Source organism: Pedobacter africanus (assembly GCF_900176535.1).
Classification (GTDB): domain Bacteria; phylum Bacteroidota; class Bacteroidia; order Sphingobacteriales; family Sphingobacteriaceae; genus Pedobacter; species Pedobacter africanus.
The window spans coordinates 131086-148780 of record NZ_FWXT01000003.1 but is presented as its reverse complement, the minus strand read 5'-3'; the positions used below and the strand labels follow the sequence as shown (position 1 = coordinate 148780).

Below are 17695 nucleotides of genomic sequence, written 5' to 3'. Positions count from 1 at the left end.
GTCAGTTTAAAATTACCAGCCCGGATTTTGGGTCAAGGCCCTGTTTAAAGTAAGTTCTCGTGTAGGAATTGGCCAAAGCTTATTCCTGTCGGTAATGTTTGGTCCAAAACCTTTGATGAAAAGGTTCAGATAGGCAGGAGTGGTCGACGTCCCCAAATCCCTTTCAATGGTAGCTGAAAGCTCATGCATCCGGGAAACAAAAATATCCCATCGTACCAGGTCACCCTTTCTAAAGGTTTCTCCGCTCAGTTCACGCGACCTTTCATCACGGATAAATGCCCTGAAGGCTTCTTTACTGGCAGTAACCGCAGTTGGCACCTGTGCATCGGCCGCGGTATAAATGGTTGCTGTTGCTGTCGCGCCCGAACCGTTACCACCGCTAAAGGTGATCAAAGGGACGGTAGTATAGCCCATCCCTCTCGACGTTCCGTAAACCGCATCATTGGCAAAAGTTATCCCGATAAGCTTGCCGCCTGAAACACTGGCAGTAGCCACTATCCCCGAGCCTCCGCCTCCGGCAAATGTGACCGTCGGAGCTGTGGTATACCCGGATCCTCCGTTGTTAATGGTCACGGTTTTTACCCCTGTACACCAGCCCCTTCTTCTCACTTTATTTACAGCTTCTATGGCATCAGCCGTAGGCACTGAGTTTTCGGCCATCTCGTTTTCTGCTTCAGCGAACATCATCAGCACATCAGCGTAACGGAGCAAAGGGCAGTTTATAGGGGTACCTGTTGTATTTTTTGGCAGTACAACCTCATATTCCCGTCTGTACTTTGCCGGAAACCTGTTATAGGCAGTAGTGCGGTTAACGGAGGTAATAAAGGTCTTGGAATTGGCGGGCTGACTGGTACCCCCATACGTAAACCTGGCAATAGACCAGTCCCGCCTGATGTCACCCTCCTGAAAAAGATAATATAAATCTGCGGTTACCTTAAGCCCCGCATAGGCAAAGCCTGTTGCCGTATTGGATGAGGCAGGTCCGTTTACATCCCCCACAGAACCTGTTTCTGTAAAAGCATCCGATTTATTGCCCCAGAACTCCACCTCCCACAAACACTCTTTAATGTCGTATTTATCGGCGGCAAGATTAATGAATACACCCGAATAAGAAGGGTTCAGGGCATGTCCGGCCTCTGCATCATCTATTACTTTTTTAGCCCAGTCTCTTGCCGCCTTATATTTGCTCTGGTCTTTAACCGGGTAACCAGCCATATGCAGACAAACCCTTGCCAATATACCCCTTACCGCCGATTTGTTTACCCGGCCGCCAAAGCCCAGCTGGTTGATACCCGATACCAGGCCTTCCGCTTCCGTCATATCTGCAATGATCTGTTCATAAACTTCTTTTGCCGTAGCACGGGGCACATCAACTGCAGTAACCGAGGGGGTTGGCTTCAGCATCAAAGGAACGCCGCCGTAAGTTTGCACTAGTAAAAAATAATAATATGCCCTCAAAAAAAGTGCTTCACCTTTAACTTTATTCCGTACAGCCTCATCTATGGCCAGATTATTGTTCAGGTTGGCGAGTAAATAATTCGCCCGCCCGATTCCAATGTAAAGGGTGTTCCAGAAACTCTGAATCTCTGAATTGGCCGCTGTAAAATCGTAAATATGCGGACCGGTTAACGGTGCACTTTTTACATACCAGGCTTCGTCCCCTTCAAAGCCCCAGCGGAAATGGATCGGGTTGGAGTACACCACAGACAGGTTATCATAGACCCCATTCAGTGCAATATTCAGCTGCTCAGCATTCTGATAATAATCAGAAGGTTCAAAAAAATCCTTGGGCTTGGTATCCAGCTGCTTTTTGCAGGCAGAAAAACCGGCCAGCAACAGTGCAGACAATAACAAATAACTGTATTTCATCATTTTATAGGATAAGGTCAGAAATTAAAATGTTGCGTTTAAACCGAAAACAATCGTTCTTGGTATGGGATAAGCCGAAAAATCAAACCCCGGAGTAAGAACTGAACTCCTTACAGACACCTCAGGATCCATACCCGAATAACTGGTGAAAGTAAGCAGGTTCTGTGCAGTTGCGGTTAATCTCAGTTTACTCAGGCCTACAGATTTAGTGTAGGAAACCGGCAGGTTATAACCTAGTGAAACAGTTTTCAACCGTAAATAAGAACCATCTTCAATTACCCTGGAGGAGTAACTGCCAATAGTGCCCTGTCCGTTTGCCTTAAAATTCTTATTCGTAGGGTTGCTTTCGCTCCAGCGGTCTACATAACTTGCATATTGATTTAAACTCACCCTCACATTACCATTCCCTTCAAACATATACCTGTTGGCGTTCATGATATCATTACCATAAGACCACTGCAGAAAAATACCAAGGTCAAAGCCCTTATAGCTGAAATTATTGGAAAAACCACCGGTGTGAATGGGCTGCCCCCTGCCAATAACCGTAAGGTCATCGGTATTGATGATACCGTCGGCATTCAGATCCCTGTATTTGATGTGTCCGGGTTGCGGCGAAGCTCCGTTATTGGTCACCCCGGGTTTCAAAGTATAAACCCCTGCCGGAGATTTGTCAAAATCGGTTAGCTGGTAAACGCCATCAAAAATATAACCGTAAAACATCCCTGCGGGCTTTTCGATCTGTGAAATATAGGCTGGATTGGCATTATACTGCGATTCAAAGTTAACAGTTGAGTACAGCGCATCCTGGTCCCTCACCAACTCCAGAATCCTGTTCTGGTTAAATGCAATGTTAAAATTGCTAGACCACTCAAATACCTTGCTTTTAATATTTACAGTCTTCAGTGCAAATTCAACTCCCTGGTTCCTGATTTTGCCGATGTTCTGTTGTACATTGAGTACACCGGTTGTCGCCGGCAGATCTGCATTGAGCAGCAGGTCTTTCGTCACCTTCCTGTACCAATCTACTGTAAATGCAATCCGGTCTTTATATAAACCCAGATCATAACCAATGTTTAGCTGGTTTGTGGTTTCCCATTTCAGGTTCCTGTTACCTAATCCGCTTATAATTAACCCCTTACTGGGCAAAGCATTATTAAAAGAATAAGAATTGGCAATTGGAAAGCTCAGGCCGGCAAAGGCATCATAATTACCCACACGGTTATTCCCGGTACTGCCATAGCTTACCCTCAGTTTGGCGTTGGATACCATTGTCCATGATTTCATAAAACTTTCATCCTGCATGTTCCAGGCAATAGAACCTGATGGAAAATATCCCCATTTATGTCCTTTGGCGAACTTTGAGGAACCGTCACTTCTGAATGTGAATTCAAGCAGGTATTTCGATTTGTAGTTATAAGATAAACGGCCAAAATACGAAGCCATAAAGTTTCCGCCCGAATTTGCATAACCCGCGTAAGGTACCCCCTCATCCAGGCCTGTTGGCCCCAACTGCTCGTTTGGCAGGTTTTGCGCAGCATAACCATAAGATTCTGCATTGTAGTCCTGAAACGAAAACCCTCCCAGTGCAGTTATTTTATGGACTTTATGGATTGCAGCTGTATAGGTAACCGTATTGTCGCTAGATAAGATATTGATCTCATTGTAAATTACCGAGCCCCATTGTCCCTTTGCATTCCGGGCATTTAACGGACTGCCCTGAACAGTTTTTGAATTGTATAATAAAACCCCTCTTTTTTGCCTGTCGGATACCGAGCCAGCAAACCTGAACACAAGATTGCTCAGAGGACTGTAAGTAAGGTAAGCATTGGTCAAAAAATCTGAAGTCCTGCTCCTGTTGTACTCATTATCGCTGGTAACAATGGGATTGAGCCTGATATCAAACTGGTTGATGAGTTCAAAATCACCATCCTCTTCCAGCAAGTCCTGATTATTTCCGCCGTTTACAGGTCTGTATCCCCAGGCCCGCGACAGCAGATAGGTCGTAAAGGAAGGCCCGTTGCCTTCCGAAATGGGCTGCCCGAAGGTACTGATCTTACTATAGTTTGCGCTGATCCCCGCTTTCAGCTTTTTGCTGATGGTCTGGTCAATGGAGGCCTTGCCCTGGTAGCGCTTAAAACCAGTGTTAATAACAATTCCCTTCTGATCAAACAACGAGCCTGATATGGAATACCTGGTCTGGCTGTTCCCTCCTCTCAGAGCGATATTGTTGATGGCAATCGGCGACTGCTGAAAAACCTGTTCCTGCCAGTTTATCCCCTCCATGTTCCGGTAAGTTTCCAGGGTCTTCCCATCCGTCAGATAAGTATTGTTAGCCGAGGTCTGGTTCAGTTCGATCTGGTATTTAACAAATTCATAGGCGTTCATTACGGGTATGGTTTTCTGGACCTGCTGGAAGCCATAGGAAGAATTAAAAGTCACCACGGCTTTGCCAATCTTTCCTTTTTTGGTTTCAACCAGCACTACGCCATTTGCTGCTCTCGAGCCATATATGGCTGTCGCCGAGGCGTCTTTGAGTATATTAATGGTTTCTATATCATCCGGGTTCAGCATACCATCTTCCGGATCTTCAATAGGAAAACCATCAATTACATATAAAGGCGAATTGCTTTGGGTTAAGGAGTTTGCGCCGCGTATAACGATGCTCATACCCTTTCCTGGCTGGCCATCCTGGGCAGAAACCTGTACCCCCGCAACACGGCCTGCTAGTGCGTCTGTAAAGCTGGCCACAGGGGCCTTGGCCATATCGGTCATATCGACCTGCCCCACTGCACCCGTCAGATCAGACTTTTTAACGGTACCATAAGCCACAACTACCACTTCAGACAAATTGGAAACCGCTTTTTTAAGGGCCACATTGATTACGTTTTTTTCTCCTACCACAAAAGCCTGTTCTGTATACCCTATATAGGAAAATGTAAGCTGGTCCCCACTGTTTGCCTTTAATGTGTACTTACCATTGGCATCTGTTGTAACAACCGTACTCGTTCGCTTCAACCTGATACTGGCCATAGGGATGGAGATTCCTGTTTCTGCATCGGTTACGATACCTGTAATGTTCTTAGCTTGTTGAGCTATCAGCTCAACCGGCATAAAAAAACAACAGATTGCAACCGGTAAAACAAGCAGCTTCAACTGTTTAATAAATTTTCTGTTCATACATTGGTTTAGTTTTTGGTTATTTTTTACCCGCGCCTCTTACTTTCGCTACATGCACCTGGGTTATGTTTTCGACACTGTTCCCAAAGTGTGTCCGCACATAAGTCGCCACAAGCGCTATTTCCCGATCGCTTAAAAAGTCAAAGGCCGGCATTTGCTGATCGTATTTCCTGCCCTTTATAGTTACCGGTCCGGATAATCCTTTCAGTATTATTTTTATCAATCTGGTTTTATCGCCCAACACCCCCTGGGTACCTCTCAAAGGTGGAAAAACCCCGGCAAGCCCTTCGCCATTATTTTTATGACAGGAAGCACAATAGTTATTGTAAACAACTGCCCCCTCCGCTAATGCGGGCTTTGCCTGCTTTTGCTGTACAAGACCACTACTACTGCTGTCACCTGGCAATATTTTGATGATCCTGTCATCTCCCTGCTTAGGATATCCTTCGCCGGGATTCCAATCCCGGTTACTGGTCGACACATATACCGCTCCGGCAGGAGACACACATACGCCCCTCAACCTACCAAATTCATGATCCAGGTAAACCTGCTCCGCAATTACTTCTGTTCCTGCATCATTTAGTTTCAGTACCCTGAGGCTCTGTGTCTTCAGCGTTACCAGCAATATGGCATTCCTCCATTCCTTTATCGCGCAGTTAGCTCCACAGTAAGTTATCCCAGCCGGTGCGATAACTGGCGTCCAGGCCTTTACAGGTGCTGTAACCTCATGTGTTTTACAAAACAGCTGTTCCTTTTCTGTATCGCAGAAGCCTTCAACATGCGGCCAGCCATAGTTTCCACCCCTTTTTATCAGATTCAGTTCGTCGCCTATCGCATCACCATGCTCCGAACTGAACAGCGTTCCCGGACCGGTAAAAGCCAGCCCCTGCGGATTTCTATGTCCGGTAGACCAAACCGGGCTTCCCCTAAAAGGATTATCAACCGGAATACTGCCATCAATGTTCAGGCGGAGTATTTTCCCGGTCAAGGCATTGGTATCCTGGGCGCTGTTTCCATTGGTTGCGTCGCCTACCGTTAACATCAGCTTACCATCCGGTGCAATTACAAGCCTCGAACCGGCGTGTCCGGTGGTTGCCGGAATGTCGTTTAACAATACCAGCGGATGTATTAAACTGTCATCGGTATACTTATACCTTACCAACCTCAAAAAAACCTTTTTACCCTCTTTATAAGTATAATCCAAAAAAACATAAGGCAATTTCCTATCGGGATGTATAGTCATTCCCAGCAGGCCGGTAGACCGGTTTCTGAAGGTGCCCGCAATTCGGAGCAATAGCTGTTTCTCACCGGTTTCAGGATTTACCTTGCTTACTGTTCCGCCCTGCGCTGTAAACCAGATACAATTGTCCGGCCCCCAGGCAATTTCCCAGGGTACATCTAAGTTCGCTGCAATGGTTTTAGTCTTAATCCCAACATTGGTACCTGGCGGTTTTATACCCCTGCCCCCATAGCCGTTTAGCAAAATACAGGCAAATACAATTAAAAGTATAAAAGATGCTTTCATTTTGACTGGTTTATTGGGTACGTACCCGAATATAGAAACAGAAAGCACTAAACACCAAATCGGCATATCAATATACTGGTATACCGGTATAGATAAATACAGGAATACCAGTACAAAAAGACAAATGTTATTTTTTCAAGAAGCCCGAACGAAAAATCCGGTCCCACAGGTCGGAGGTTACCCCATAGCCTTTTGTAGAGTCATCATAATGGTGCAGCATATGGTGTTGCTTAATTTTTTTCCATATCCCACTTTTAAATTGTGCATGGTGCAGCATATAATGTGTCATATCATAAAAAAGGTAACCCAATATAAAACCTCCAAAAAAACCATCCAGCATTTCTACAGGCAAAAGCCAGCGAAAAAGAAAGTAAAATGCCGTGGCCAGGGGAATACTCGCCGAGGGTGGCATCACCAAACGCTGTGCATCATTCGGATAATCATGATGGACACCATGAAATATAAAATGTATGCGTTTTCCCCATTCCGAAGATGGATAGAAATGAAACACAAAGCGGTGCAACACATATTCGGTCAAGGTCCAGATCAGCAGGCCTAAAAAGAGGTGCAGCAAAAACACAAGAAAACCATTGACGGTAACCGAGGCCCAGAAAAAATAGGCGATAACAGGTATATAAACAATTAAAGGCACATAAAAAGGCACTTTAGACAATGCTTCGAACAAAGGGTTCTTAAACATTCTTATAGATTCCCGGGAATTGGATACAAAATTTTTTTTCATCTTCAGTAATTCTGCTACCTGTAAAAGCGAAACGCTAAATTACAGCTTTTATGTCATTCCAAAAGTAGCAATTATAGAATTTCGGTCATTTTTAGTACCTGAATTTCATCGCCACATAAGGGTACCAGCCTTCATTGGAATGCCCGGCCACCAGGCGGAACACCGTTAACGCTGCAGGGGCAAAATACACCCCGGCCCCATAGCCCTGGTGCCACACATCCGACTTCTCGTTCCTTACCCATACCCTTCCTACATCATGAAAGGCAAGAAGACCAAACTGTCCGGGTAGTATATAATTGATAAAATCAGCTACTTTATACCTCAGCTCCAGGTTATTGTAAAGACTGTGCTGCCCTCCAAACCTGAATTCCCTGTAGCCAAGCAAATTGCCTTGCCCGCCTAAAAACTGCGACTGGTAAAAGGCCTGTTTGCCTATAGTCATTCCCCCTCCTATCCTGTCGGTCAGGACCAGCCTGCTCCTGCGGTCTAGACCTTTATAAACTGAAAAGCTTGCAGTAAGCTGTGCTATAGAATTTGAATAGGAGTTCAAACCTTTATAAGCAATCAGCTTCAGGTCCAGATAGGTACCCGAATCAGGTAAAATGTCACTGTTCCTGTTGTTATGGATGAAGTTGAAAGTAAGCCCCGCAAATGCTTTGTCTTTGGTAATGGTACTACTATCGGCCGAGTTCAATGCAGCAGTGTTGTTAATAAAACGTCCGTTGTTATCGTTCTTGTCGTACCTGTAATATTGAAACGACGGGCCGATACCTAAAGTTGAGCTTAAGTGTTGCCACCTCACCGAGGGTTCAAACTGGTACAAACTAAACCTTGCCCGGTAATACCTTACAAAATCGCCGGTCTTATCAAAAGTAGTTTCATTACCAAGGCCGTAAAAATTCTGCGAATTTTCAGGAGCAAATACATCGGCCTGTAAAACGATATCCGCTTTTCCCAGGGCTTTAAACAATTCCGAACGGTAATTGAACCTGAAACCTTCGGTGGCAAAAGAATGCAGGAACGAGAAGGAATGCGTACTGCCAAACGGAAGTTTCCGGAAGCCCGGTTGTACAATTTTGTACGAAAGTCCCAGCAATACCCGGTCATCAATGTTGTAACCGGCATTTAAAAGCAACATTTTCCTGGTATACAGATCTGTGTACACAAAATGTGTATTGGAAGTATCACTGTCAAAACGTTTGGCAATTTTTGCCGTGTTTCCGCTAAGGTTTACATTATTGTCCATGCCAAATACCTGTACCCTGTTTACGCTATTGTCTATATGATACTTTTTATTTCCTTCCACCCCAATAACCCTGAGTTTAATGGGCGATGTTCTGTTGTTGAGCAGCAGGCTATCATTTCCATCCCTTACGTACAGCCTGATCTCTTTAGTTACCGACGGGTCAAATGTGCGGTTAAAAACCATATCCTTAATCATTCCATCTTTTGTCAGCTTATGTATGGTTACCCTCAATGCCCTTCCAGGGGCATCTGCAATGCTGATAAATTCATTTTTATTACTGGCCTGTACGTCAACAATCCTGTTTATGAAATGATAATATTTGTTCATCATCACTGGCAGCTTTGCCCGCCTTTCCTTAAGCTGCGCCAATAACCTGTCGTGTCTTAAACTGTAACCCGGTTCAGGAAGTTTCTTCAGCGCTTTTTCAAACACCTCGTCAGTCAATAAGGCACAAAACTCTTTAACTACCTGGTTCCATTCTTCTTCGTTCATCTGGGAAAACCAGCGCGCATAAACAGCCCTTCCCTCCCAGAAAAACCAATTGATATCCGGCAGGTTGCGCTCATATCCCTGAATCATGGGCAGCAACCAGGAAGCCTGCGCATAACGTGGTATGATACCCTCTGACAGGTAAAATACCTGGTCCCTGTCACGTGGTATAGGTATATACCTCGTTATTCCATTGTCTTCCTTTACAGGCTTCCACCTCCACTGGTCCTCATGCCTGTCCCAATCACCCAGCAATGCATCCAAAGCCTTAGCTCTTAAAAACAAAGGTCCGTTATAGGCATAATCATTATTATCGTTTAGCTTGCGCATCATCTTCTCCGAATTATCGGTATCCCCCGCAGGCTCCCTTTCTTCAAGCAGACAAAGTGTATTGGCAAATACTTTTGCAAATTCCCCAAGTTTTTCATCGGGCATTACCCAGCCTATCATCGGGTCACTGTGCGGCACATTTACTGCATCTGCTATATCCGGTACTACCAGCGCCGAAAAAGGGTTCTGGGCCGACATGTTATCCTTTACCACTTCACCGGCAAATGTTTTCCGGAATATCGCTGGTAAAAGTATCTCCGGAAATTTCTCTACACTGCGCAACACCCATTCTTTCCCCTGCCTATCTACCAATCGCAGGGAATGCGACTGGTTCCCGCCGCCACGCTGTGTGGGGGTCAGTCCTCCTTTTATCACAGAGATCCTGATCACCGGCACTTTTACAGGCAGCGCATATTCCTTACGGTAATTCTCACCAAACAGAAAGCGGTGAAATTTACCTACACTATCATACTTCGGATAAATCCTTACATCAATAGAATCCTGCGCCCGGGTAAGCAAGCTTACCATTAACAAAAGAGGGAAGAGAACAAATTTAGTCATGACTTAAATATCTGAAAATAAAGCTACGCATTTCTTAATCTATGGTAAGATTTTTAAAATTCACAGGCCGTAATTTTGTGTGATCAAAAAAAAGGAAATTTATGAAAAACGAAATTTTAGGTATTCACCACATTACTGCAATCGCAGGAAATGCAAAAAGGAACTATGATTTTTACACCCGCATATTAGGTTTAAGACTGATTAAAAAAACGGTTAACTTTGATGACCCGCATACCTATCACTTTTATTATGGAGATGAAAAGGGCACACCAGGAAGTATCTTAACATTCTTTCCCTGGGAAGGCATGCCAGCCGGGCGCAGGGGAACAAGGCAGGCAACAGAAATAGGTTATAGCGTTCCTGCAGGAAGCCTTGAGTTCTGGCAAAAACGTTTTGAAGATCATAATGTAATTTACAATAAACCAGCCGTTAAGTTTGGCGAACGTTACCTCACCTTTCTTGACCCTGACGGTTTAAAATTTGAGCTTACGGAGGCCAAAGTTAAAGACAACAGGCCACAGTGGGAAACTGCCGAAGTAACCAAAGCTAATGCTGTTCATGGTTTTCATCATGTCACCATCACCACCAATAAAATGGAAGGCACCGCAGCAGTGTTAACCCAAATATTTGGTTACAAATTAGCTGAGAAAGAAGTTAACCGTTCCAGATTTACAACTGATGCGGTTGAACAGGCCGCTATTGTAGACCTGGTAGAAGCACCCGGTGAGGCGATAGGACACATCGCAGGCGGATCAGTACACCATGTGGCTTTCCGGGTAAAAGATGAAGCTACCTTAATGTATTTCAGAGATAAAATCGTTGAAATGGGATTGAACATCACGCCAAAGATTGACCGTAACTATTTCTATTCGCTTTATTTCCGCGAGCCGGGAGGTGTGCTTTTTGAAATTGCCACAGATAATCCGGGCTTTACCATAGATGAGCCGCTGGAAGAATTGGGCAGGAATTTAAAACTACCTGTACAGTACGAAAGCAGCAGAGAAGAAATAGAAAGTATATTACCAAAATTAGATTAGCATGTATATTCATCAGAAAAATATAATTACTGCCGGAGTTCCGGTAGCAGAAGCAAAAAGTGCTGTCATTTTTATTCACGGCAGAGGGGCATCGGCGACAGACATTATTGCTTTAGCAGATCACCTGCAAATAGAGGAAGCTGCGTTCTTTGCACCTCAGACTACAAATAACAGCTGGTACCCTCACAGTTTCATGGTACCGGTTAAAGAAAACCAGCCCGCTTTAGATTCTGCACTTCAAGTCATCAAAGATCTGGTTACAGTTATTGAAAATGCCGGGATTCCCCAGGATAGAATTTATTTTGTCGGTTTTTCCCAGGGCGCCTGTTTAACGCTGGAATACATCAGCCGGAATGCAGCAAAGTATGGCGGGGCAGTTGCATTCACAGGCGGATTGATTGGCAAGGAAATCCATATGCAAAATTATACAGGTAATTTTAAACAAACCCCTGTATTGATCACCACCGGCGACCCCGATCCGCATGTACCTGTTTCAAGAGTGGAGTTGAGCAAAGGCCTTATTGAAAAGATGAACGCCAGCGTTACGTTAAAAATCTATCCGGGAAGACCGCATACCATCACAAAGCAGGAAATTGATCTGGCCAGAAAAATCGTCTTTCAACTGAATTAAATACTTTGACGGGGAGGTCATTAATCCAGCAGGCAAACTTGTGACAAAGGGTTAAATGGAAAAACATTTTTTTGTAATTGCAGCAAAAAAATGTTTTTTTTGCTATACACCTAAGCAAACGTTTTGATTATCAATCCATTTACCCCAAACCCTGCGCTACAGCCCTATATACTGGCGTACGGTTATGTGGAAATAAATGAACAAATCGATAGCAATAACCCCATACATATTTTTCCTGTTGACTATACCGTAATGTGCTTTTCGCTTGACGAAAAAAAACTCATCCGCGAGCTCAATACCACCAACACTTTTAAAAACCCCCTTAGTTATGTAGGTTTTCTTGATCGGCTCCGTTCCTTCGACTCTTTTACCAGGAAAGTGGTACAGGTTTATTTCAAACCTTTTGGTGCCTACAAACTCCTGGGCATTCCTCAGCATCATTTCACGAATTCAGCTACAGATATGGAGGCTTTGTTTCCCGCATTAAAGTTAACGATCTGTCAGATGCGGGATGAAATGAAATCTCCGCAAAAGGTCATATCAATTCTTGAAAGCTGGTTGTTACAGCGCTTGTTCCTGTCTGAAAAAATCTGCACCGCAAGGGTAGAATATGCCTGTGATCTCATTAAAGCATATGCAGGAAACATCCACATCGCTGAACTTTGCAGGGAAGTAGCCATGTCGCCCACCACCCTTCGCGATCATTTCAAAGAAAAGATCGGATTCGGCCCAAAAACCTTCGGCAGGATCGTCCGCTTTAGCCAGCTCAGGCGGTTATTGTGTGAAAACGCATGCCTGAAATGGACAGATCTGGCAGATAGGTTTGAGTTCTTTGATCAGACACACTTCATCAAGGAGTTTAAACATTTCTATGGTTGTACCCCATCGCAATTGCATAAAATGGGTCAGCTGAACTTTACAGGCAAGCTTACAGACAGCCTTGATCTTTAATTGAAAATCCGTTGTTTTTTACTATTTCTTTTTTGCTAAAGCACTTACTTTTAAGCAATTCTATTTAACAATCTTAACAAACGAAGAAATGAAATATTACCTTCCGACAAATCTGATGGACGGAATTATTTTTCCCTCAACCAGAATTACTCCCCGCTCGTTAAACATACCATTCAATCATTCTCTTCAAAAAACATCATGATTTTCAACACCTTGGAATAGTCTAAATTAAATTCTAACAATCAACCTTTTATGAAAACGATCATCCCTATTTGTTTTGCCTTAGCTACCGGAACAACTGCCTCAGCACAGCAAGCACAGCTTCAGCGTTCTGTAGTAGCAAGCACTGGAGGTACCGCGCAAATCAACAACACCATTATTCAATACACCATTGGTGATGTGCTGGTAAACCCTATTGAAAGTCCTCCACTACTGGTCACACAGGGCTTCCAGCAGCCAGAAGTAGCGGGTAACGAAACCGACCCGGAAATCAACTACGTCAACAGTTTCATTGTTTATCCCAACCCAGCCACCGGCTCAACTTATGTAGAGTTCGATTTACTTAAATCAGGCCCTGTTAACCTGCAGCTGGTTAACAACGCAGGGCAAACAGTCAGAAATTTTACGGTAAACCTGCTGGCCGGTAAAGTGAAGTATCCTTTGCTGATTTCAGGGCTGTCTTCTGGTCTTTACTATGTTGTGCTCAAAGCAGCATTTAAGCAGTATTCCGAAAAACTAGTTATACAATAAACCTATGAAACGTACAATTTACCTTGCTGTATGTTATACAGCATGCATGGTCTGTTGCTGCCCTAACATTTATGCGCAGCAGGACAGCCGGGTTGTCAATACCGGTGCAGGCTTCCTGCTGCTCAGTCCCGATGCCAGAAACGCAGGGGTAGCTGAGGCAGGAACAGGTTTACCGGTAGACGCCAACTCCATTTTCATCAATGCTGCTAAACTGATATTTGGCGAAAAAATGGGGGTAAGTGTATCTTATACCCCCTGGATGAGAGAACTTACCAAAGACTCGCATTTGGGTTATTTAACCGCGTACAGGCACTTGAACGACAGAGAGGCCCTTGGACTGTCAGTTAAATACCTTGATTTGGGTACCATTAGCTTCAGGAATGAAAGCGGCGAATTGCTTGAGGCTTATAAAGCCAATGAATTTTCCATTGATGCCAGTTATGTCCGAAAGTTTGGTGAGAACTTCGCTATGGCCTTAACCGCACGGTACTTTCAAAGCGACATAGGGTCCGGAACCTATAACAACCTGCTCTTAAAACGTACCGATGCCTTTGCAGCCGATATTTCCCTATATTCAGATAAACTGTCTCAAAAGGGTAAATATGGCAGGCGGTTTAACTGGGGGCTTGCCTTAACCAATATAGGTACCAAGCTAAAATACAACGAAGTACAAACAACCTTCATGCCCATGAACCTCCGGGTCGGTGCGGGTTATTCACTCTATGCCACACCCGAAAACAGGTTAACCCTTTTACTGGATGTAAACAAACTCATGGTACCTACCCCACCGCGTTACAAACTCGATCAGGAGGGAAACATAACCAACCAGATAGAAAAGGGAAAAGATCCCAACAGAGGTGTAGCAAGTGCATTGTTCAGCTCATTATTCGACGCACCCGGTGGCTTTAAAGAAGAATTGCAGGAATTTACAATAGCCGGTGGATTGGAGTTCTCCTACTACGACCAGTTCTTTATAAGGACCGGCTATTTTTATGAAAACCCCGAAAAAGGGAACAGACAGCATTTTGCGGCAGGTGTGGGTTTTAATGCAAACCCCATCCGTGTCGATATCAGCTATATTTTCCCAAGTGCCGAAAGATATGTCATGCGTAACACCATGCGCTTCACCTTAAGTTACGCGCCTATTATGGGCAAACCAGCAAAAAAATAATTCACATAAACCTATTTAAACGCTAATTATATGAAACATTTTACTGTATTCGCTTTCTTGATCACGCTTTTTGCCAGTCAAAATATTTTGGCACAAAGCGGCTTAACCGGAATAAACTACCAGGGGGTAGCCAGAAATACAAATGGAACGGTCTTATCCAACCAGGCGGTTAAAGTTAAAATATCTGTGCTCGGAGGTGCTGCCAACGGGCCTGTCCAGTATATGGAAGAGCACTCGCTAAACACCAACCAACTCGGGCTTTTTACTTTGCAAATTGGTAAAGGAACCGCCTTAACAGGCACATTTGCGGGTATACCATGGCAAAATGCCAACCAATATGCCAAGGTCGAGATGGCCCTTGGCGGAGGCAGCTATACGGCATTGGGCACTACACAACTCATGAGTGTTCCTTTTGCTTTGTACGCAGCAGCCGGCACACCAGGCCCGGCAGGTCCGGCGGGTCCGATTGGCCCTGCAGGCCCACAGGGTGTCCAGGGTATTCCGGGAGTACTTACGGGCCCTGCAGGGGGCGACTTAACCGGGAACTACCCTAACCCAACCATTGGCAATGACAAGGTTACCACAGCTAAAATAGTAAACGGTGCCATAACTTTGCCTAAACTGGCTGCCGGTGTTATTCCAACTACTCTGCCTCCTAACGGCCCTGCCGGTGGCGATCTTTCCGGTACCTATCCAAACCCATTAATTGCCGATGGTAAAGTAACTACCACCAAACTGCTGGATGGTTCGGTTACACTGCCCAAATTAGCCCCGGGAATCATCCCAGCTACCTTACCACCCAATGGTGCCGCAGGTGGAGATCTTTCCGGCACCTATCCCAATCCATTAATTGCAGATGGTAAGGTAACTACTACCAAACTGCTGGACGGTTCGGTTACCTTCGCCAAATTAGCCCCGGGAGTCATCCCCGCTACCCTGCCACCCAATGGTGCGGCTGGTGGCGATCTTTCAGGAACTTACCCTAATCCGGTGGTGGCCAGTATCCAGACCAGGCCAGTATCTAACATTGCACCAGTTTTAAATGATGTGTTAAAGTTCAACGGCGTAGCCTGGGCCCCAGCCTCAATTGGAGGCGGTGGTTTTGTATTGCCGTTCAATGCCAATGAAAACAATGCCGGAACATTATTTTCGATTAATAATGCCGGCGATGGCACCTCGATAGAAGGGACCTCCAGCTCGCAGACCAGCAGTGTAGCAGCAGTTAGGGGCATCATCTCAAGTACCACGCCTGGCGGGTTTTCCAGTGCAATCAGAGGAATCAATAACGGAACCGGCGGACTAGGCGTGGGCGTTTATGGTTCACAGGATGGCTCAGGATGGGGCGTGTATGGTAATACCCCAAATGGACTGGGCGTATATGGAAACTCTTCTGCCAATGGATATGGAGTATATGCCAACAGCAATACAGGAACTGGTTTACAAGCGACCAGTAACAATGGTATTGCCGCAGCCATCAATATTTTCAACAATGCCAATAACAACAATGCATTGAGTGTTACATCTGTAGGCAACGGCACCGTTGTAAACGTTAGTACTTCCGGCAATGGTGCAGGTGTACGTGCTTCCACAGGTGCCGGTTTTGGCATTCATGGTATTACCACTTCACAAACTTCGGCCGGGGTTGTTGGCGATAATAATGGTGGTGGGGAGGCAGTTGTAGGCCGCACAACCAGCGATATTGCAGGTGCAGTTGTAGGCCGGAACGATGGTGGTGGTTATGGCGTCCGTGGCTTTATAGCCACCAGTACCGCTGGAACTGCCGTTGGCGTATTGGGTCAGGTTGGTCTGAACAACAGCACCGGCAGGGCTGGCCGTTTTGAAAACTTCAACAATACCAACACTACCGGAAATACCTTAGAAGTAGAAACCAATGGAAACGGCAATATCCCCGACAATACCCAGGGCAATGCAGCTTCTTTCCTGGTAGACAATTCAAACAGTGTCGCTGCAGGTGTAAGATCGGAGGTAAAAACCATTTTTGGCAACTTTGGTGCAGCAGGTATTTTTGGCGTTTCTTCCGGAACAGGTGGCTTTGCAGGCCTTTTTCATTCATCCAATCCAGCCGGAAATGGTGCGGCACTGGTATCCATCCAGGATGGAAATGGCAATGCCATCACGGCCAATGCAAGTAAGAATGGCAATGCCGTAGAAGCCAATATCGACGGTGGCGGCAATGCCCTCTATGCCTGGGTGCCTACATTTGCAACCGGCAGGGCTGGTCGTTTCAATAACTTCAATGAATCCAACACCAGCGATGCCATCACGGTAACTACCGTTGGAAATGGAATTGCAGGAAATTTTAAAGTAGACAAGGTTACTGGTACATCTCCTGCTGTAAGGGGTGAGGTAAATTCACAATTCGCCAATTTTGGAACAGCAGGAATATACGGGATTTCATCGGGTACCGGTGGCTTCGCCGGACTCTTCCATGCCTCTAATCCTGCAGGAAATGGCCCGGCCCTTATTGCCATTGCAGATGGTAACGGAAATGGGGTTACTGCAAACGCAAGTAATTTGGGTGATGGTGTTGAAACAACCGCCGATGGTACCGGAAATGCCTTGTTTGCCTGGACACCCAATTTCAGCAATGGCAGGGCAGCAAGACTGGTAAATTTCAATACCGGCAATACAAACGCAGTATTAACTGCGGAGCAGCATAGCGGAGGGGACATTGCACTATTTAAAAGCGGGAACCCAGGCACAGTGAATGTGGCCCGCATTAATGCCGCAGGCCGGGGTTTCTTTAACGGCGGTACCCAGAACAGTGGGGCAGATATTGCGGAATCTTTTGATGTTGCAGGAAATAAAGCCGCTTACGAACCCGGAGACATCCTCGTCATCTCGACCAGCAAAGACCGCACTGTCGAAAAATCTGCAGGACCTTACTCTACTTTGGTAGCTGGAGTTTATGCTACAAAACCAGGGGTATTACTGACAGAAGAGCACATAGATGCCGATCTGAGTAGTCAGGTACCTATGGGCGTTGTAGGTGTTATCCCAACCAAGGTTTGTGACGAAGGAGGCGCGATATACAGAGGAGACCTGCTTGTTACTTCTTCAACCCCGGGAGTTGCGATGAAGGCCGACCCCGAAAAAGTTAAAATAGGACAGGTACTGGGCAAAGCGCTGGAAGGCTATACTGCCAAAGGCATAAGTAAAATTAAAGTCCTGATCAGCATCAAATAACATCAAATT

11 protein-coding genes are annotated in these 17695 nt (G+C 45.3%); 6 read left to right on the top strand and 5 right to left on the bottom strand.

Annotated elements, in window-relative coordinates; genetic code table 11:
* Positions 1-12 precede the first annotated feature (12 nt).
* From B9A91_RS17820 to B9A91_RS17800, 5 genes are all read right to left on the bottom strand, one after another.
* On the bottom strand, positions 13-1872 hold the full coding sequence (locus tag B9A91_RS17820; RefSeq protein ID WP_084240387.1) for a RagB/SusD family nutrient uptake outer membrane protein: 1860 nt from the start codon (positions 1870-1872) through the stop codon (positions 13-15).
* Positions 1873-1893: 21 nt separating this feature from the next.
* Entirely contained in the window at positions 1894-5046 is a 3153-nt protein-coding gene (locus tag B9A91_RS17815) for a SusC/RagA family TonB-linked outer membrane protein (protein ID WP_084240386.1), read from the bottom strand.
* Positions 5047-5065: 19 nt separating this feature from the next.
* Entirely contained in the window at positions 5066-6571 is a 1506-nt protein-coding gene (locus B9A91_RS17810; RefSeq protein WP_084240385.1) for a PQQ-dependent sugar dehydrogenase, read from the bottom strand.
* Between the two features lie 127 nt (positions 6572-6698).
* Positions 6699-7313, bottom strand: a complete 615-nt coding sequence (locus tag B9A91_RS17805; RefSeq protein ID WP_084240384.1) for a sterol desaturase family protein — start codon at positions 7311-7313, stop codon at positions 6699-6701.
* A gap of 91 nt (positions 7314-7404) precedes the next feature.
* On the bottom strand, positions 7405-9939 hold the full coding sequence (locus B9A91_RS17800; protein ID WP_084240383.1) for a BamA/TamA family outer membrane protein: 2535 nt from the start codon (positions 9937-9939) through the stop codon (positions 7405-7407).
* Between the two features lie 101 nt (positions 9940-10040).
* Between B9A91_RS17800 and B9A91_RS17795 the strand changes: the two genes are divergently transcribed.
* The 6 genes from B9A91_RS17795 (at position 10041) to B9A91_RS17770 (ending at position 17686) form a co-directional block, all read left to right on the top strand.
* A complete protein-coding gene (locus B9A91_RS17795) occupies positions 10041-10976 on the top strand; it encodes a ring-cleaving dioxygenase (RefSeq protein ID WP_084240382.1) in 936 nt (311 codons plus the stop codon).
* A 1-nt stretch (position 10977) separates the two neighbouring features.
* Positions 10978-11607: an alpha/beta hydrolase gene (locus B9A91_RS17790; RefSeq protein ID WP_084240381.1), complete on the top strand. Its 630-nt coding sequence runs from the start codon at positions 10978-10980 to the stop codon at positions 11605-11607.
* A 123-nt stretch (positions 11608-11730) separates the two neighbouring features.
* Complete coding sequence (locus B9A91_RS17785; protein ID WP_084240380.1) at positions 11731-12558, top strand: helix-turn-helix domain-containing protein; 828 nt, start codon at positions 11731-11733, stop codon at positions 12556-12558.
* 252 nt (positions 12559-12810) lie between these two features.
* Positions 12811-13308, top strand: a complete 498-nt coding sequence (locus B9A91_RS17780) for a T9SS type A sorting domain-containing protein (protein WP_084240379.1) — start codon at positions 12811-12813, stop codon at positions 13306-13308.
* Between the two features lie 4 nt (positions 13309-13312).
* Complete coding sequence (gene porV, locus B9A91_RS17775; protein ID WP_084240378.1) at positions 13313-14479, top strand: type IX secretion system outer membrane channel protein PorV; 1167 nt, start codon at positions 13313-13315, stop codon at positions 14477-14479.
* Between the two features lie 30 nt (positions 14480-14509).
* On the top strand, positions 14510-17686 hold the full coding sequence (locus tag B9A91_RS17770; protein WP_200815688.1) for a collagen-like protein: 3177 nt from the start codon (positions 14510-14512) through the stop codon (positions 17684-17686).
* Positions 17687-17695: the final 9 nt, after the last annotated feature.

What these genes read in the sequence shown, in the direction of transcription:
- B9A91_RS17795 (WP_084240382.1), top strand. Translation starts at nt 10,041, where the DNA reads ATGAAAAACGAAATTTTAGGTATTCACCACATTACTGCAATCGCAGGA.
- B9A91_RS17820 (WP_084240387.1), bottom strand. Translation starts at nt 1,872, where the DNA reads ATGATGAAATACAGTTATTTGTTATTGTCTGCACTGTTGCTGGCCGGT.
- porV (WP_084240378.1), top strand. Translation starts at nt 13,313, where the DNA reads ATGAAACGTACAATTTACCTTGCTGTATGTTATACAGCATGCATGGTC.
- B9A91_RS17780 (WP_084240379.1), top strand. Translation starts at nt 12,811, where the DNA reads ATGAAAACGATCATCCCTATTTGTTTTGCCTTAGCTACCGGAACAACT.
- B9A91_RS17790 (WP_084240381.1), top strand. Translation starts at nt 10,978, where the DNA reads ATGTATATTCATCAGAAAAATATAATTACTGCCGGAGTTCCGGTAGCA.
- B9A91_RS17800 (WP_084240383.1), bottom strand. Translation starts at nt 9,939, where the DNA reads ATGACTAAATTTGTTCTCTTCCCTCTTTTGTTAATGGTAAGCTTGCTT.
- B9A91_RS17815 (WP_084240386.1), bottom strand. Translation starts at nt 5,046, where the DNA reads ATGAACAGAAAATTTATTAAACAGTTGAAGCTGCTTGTTTTACCGGTT.
- B9A91_RS17805 (WP_084240384.1), bottom strand. Translation starts at nt 7,313, where the DNA reads ATGAAAAAAAATTTTGTATCCAATTCCCGGGAATCTATAAGAATGTTT.
- B9A91_RS17770 (WP_200815688.1), top strand. Translation starts at nt 14,510, where the DNA reads ATGAAACATTTTACTGTATTCGCTTTCTTGATCACGCTTTTTGCCAGT.
- B9A91_RS17810 (WP_084240385.1), bottom strand. Translation starts at nt 6,571, where the DNA reads ATGAAAGCATCTTTTATACTTTTAATTGTATTTGCCTGTATTTTGCTA.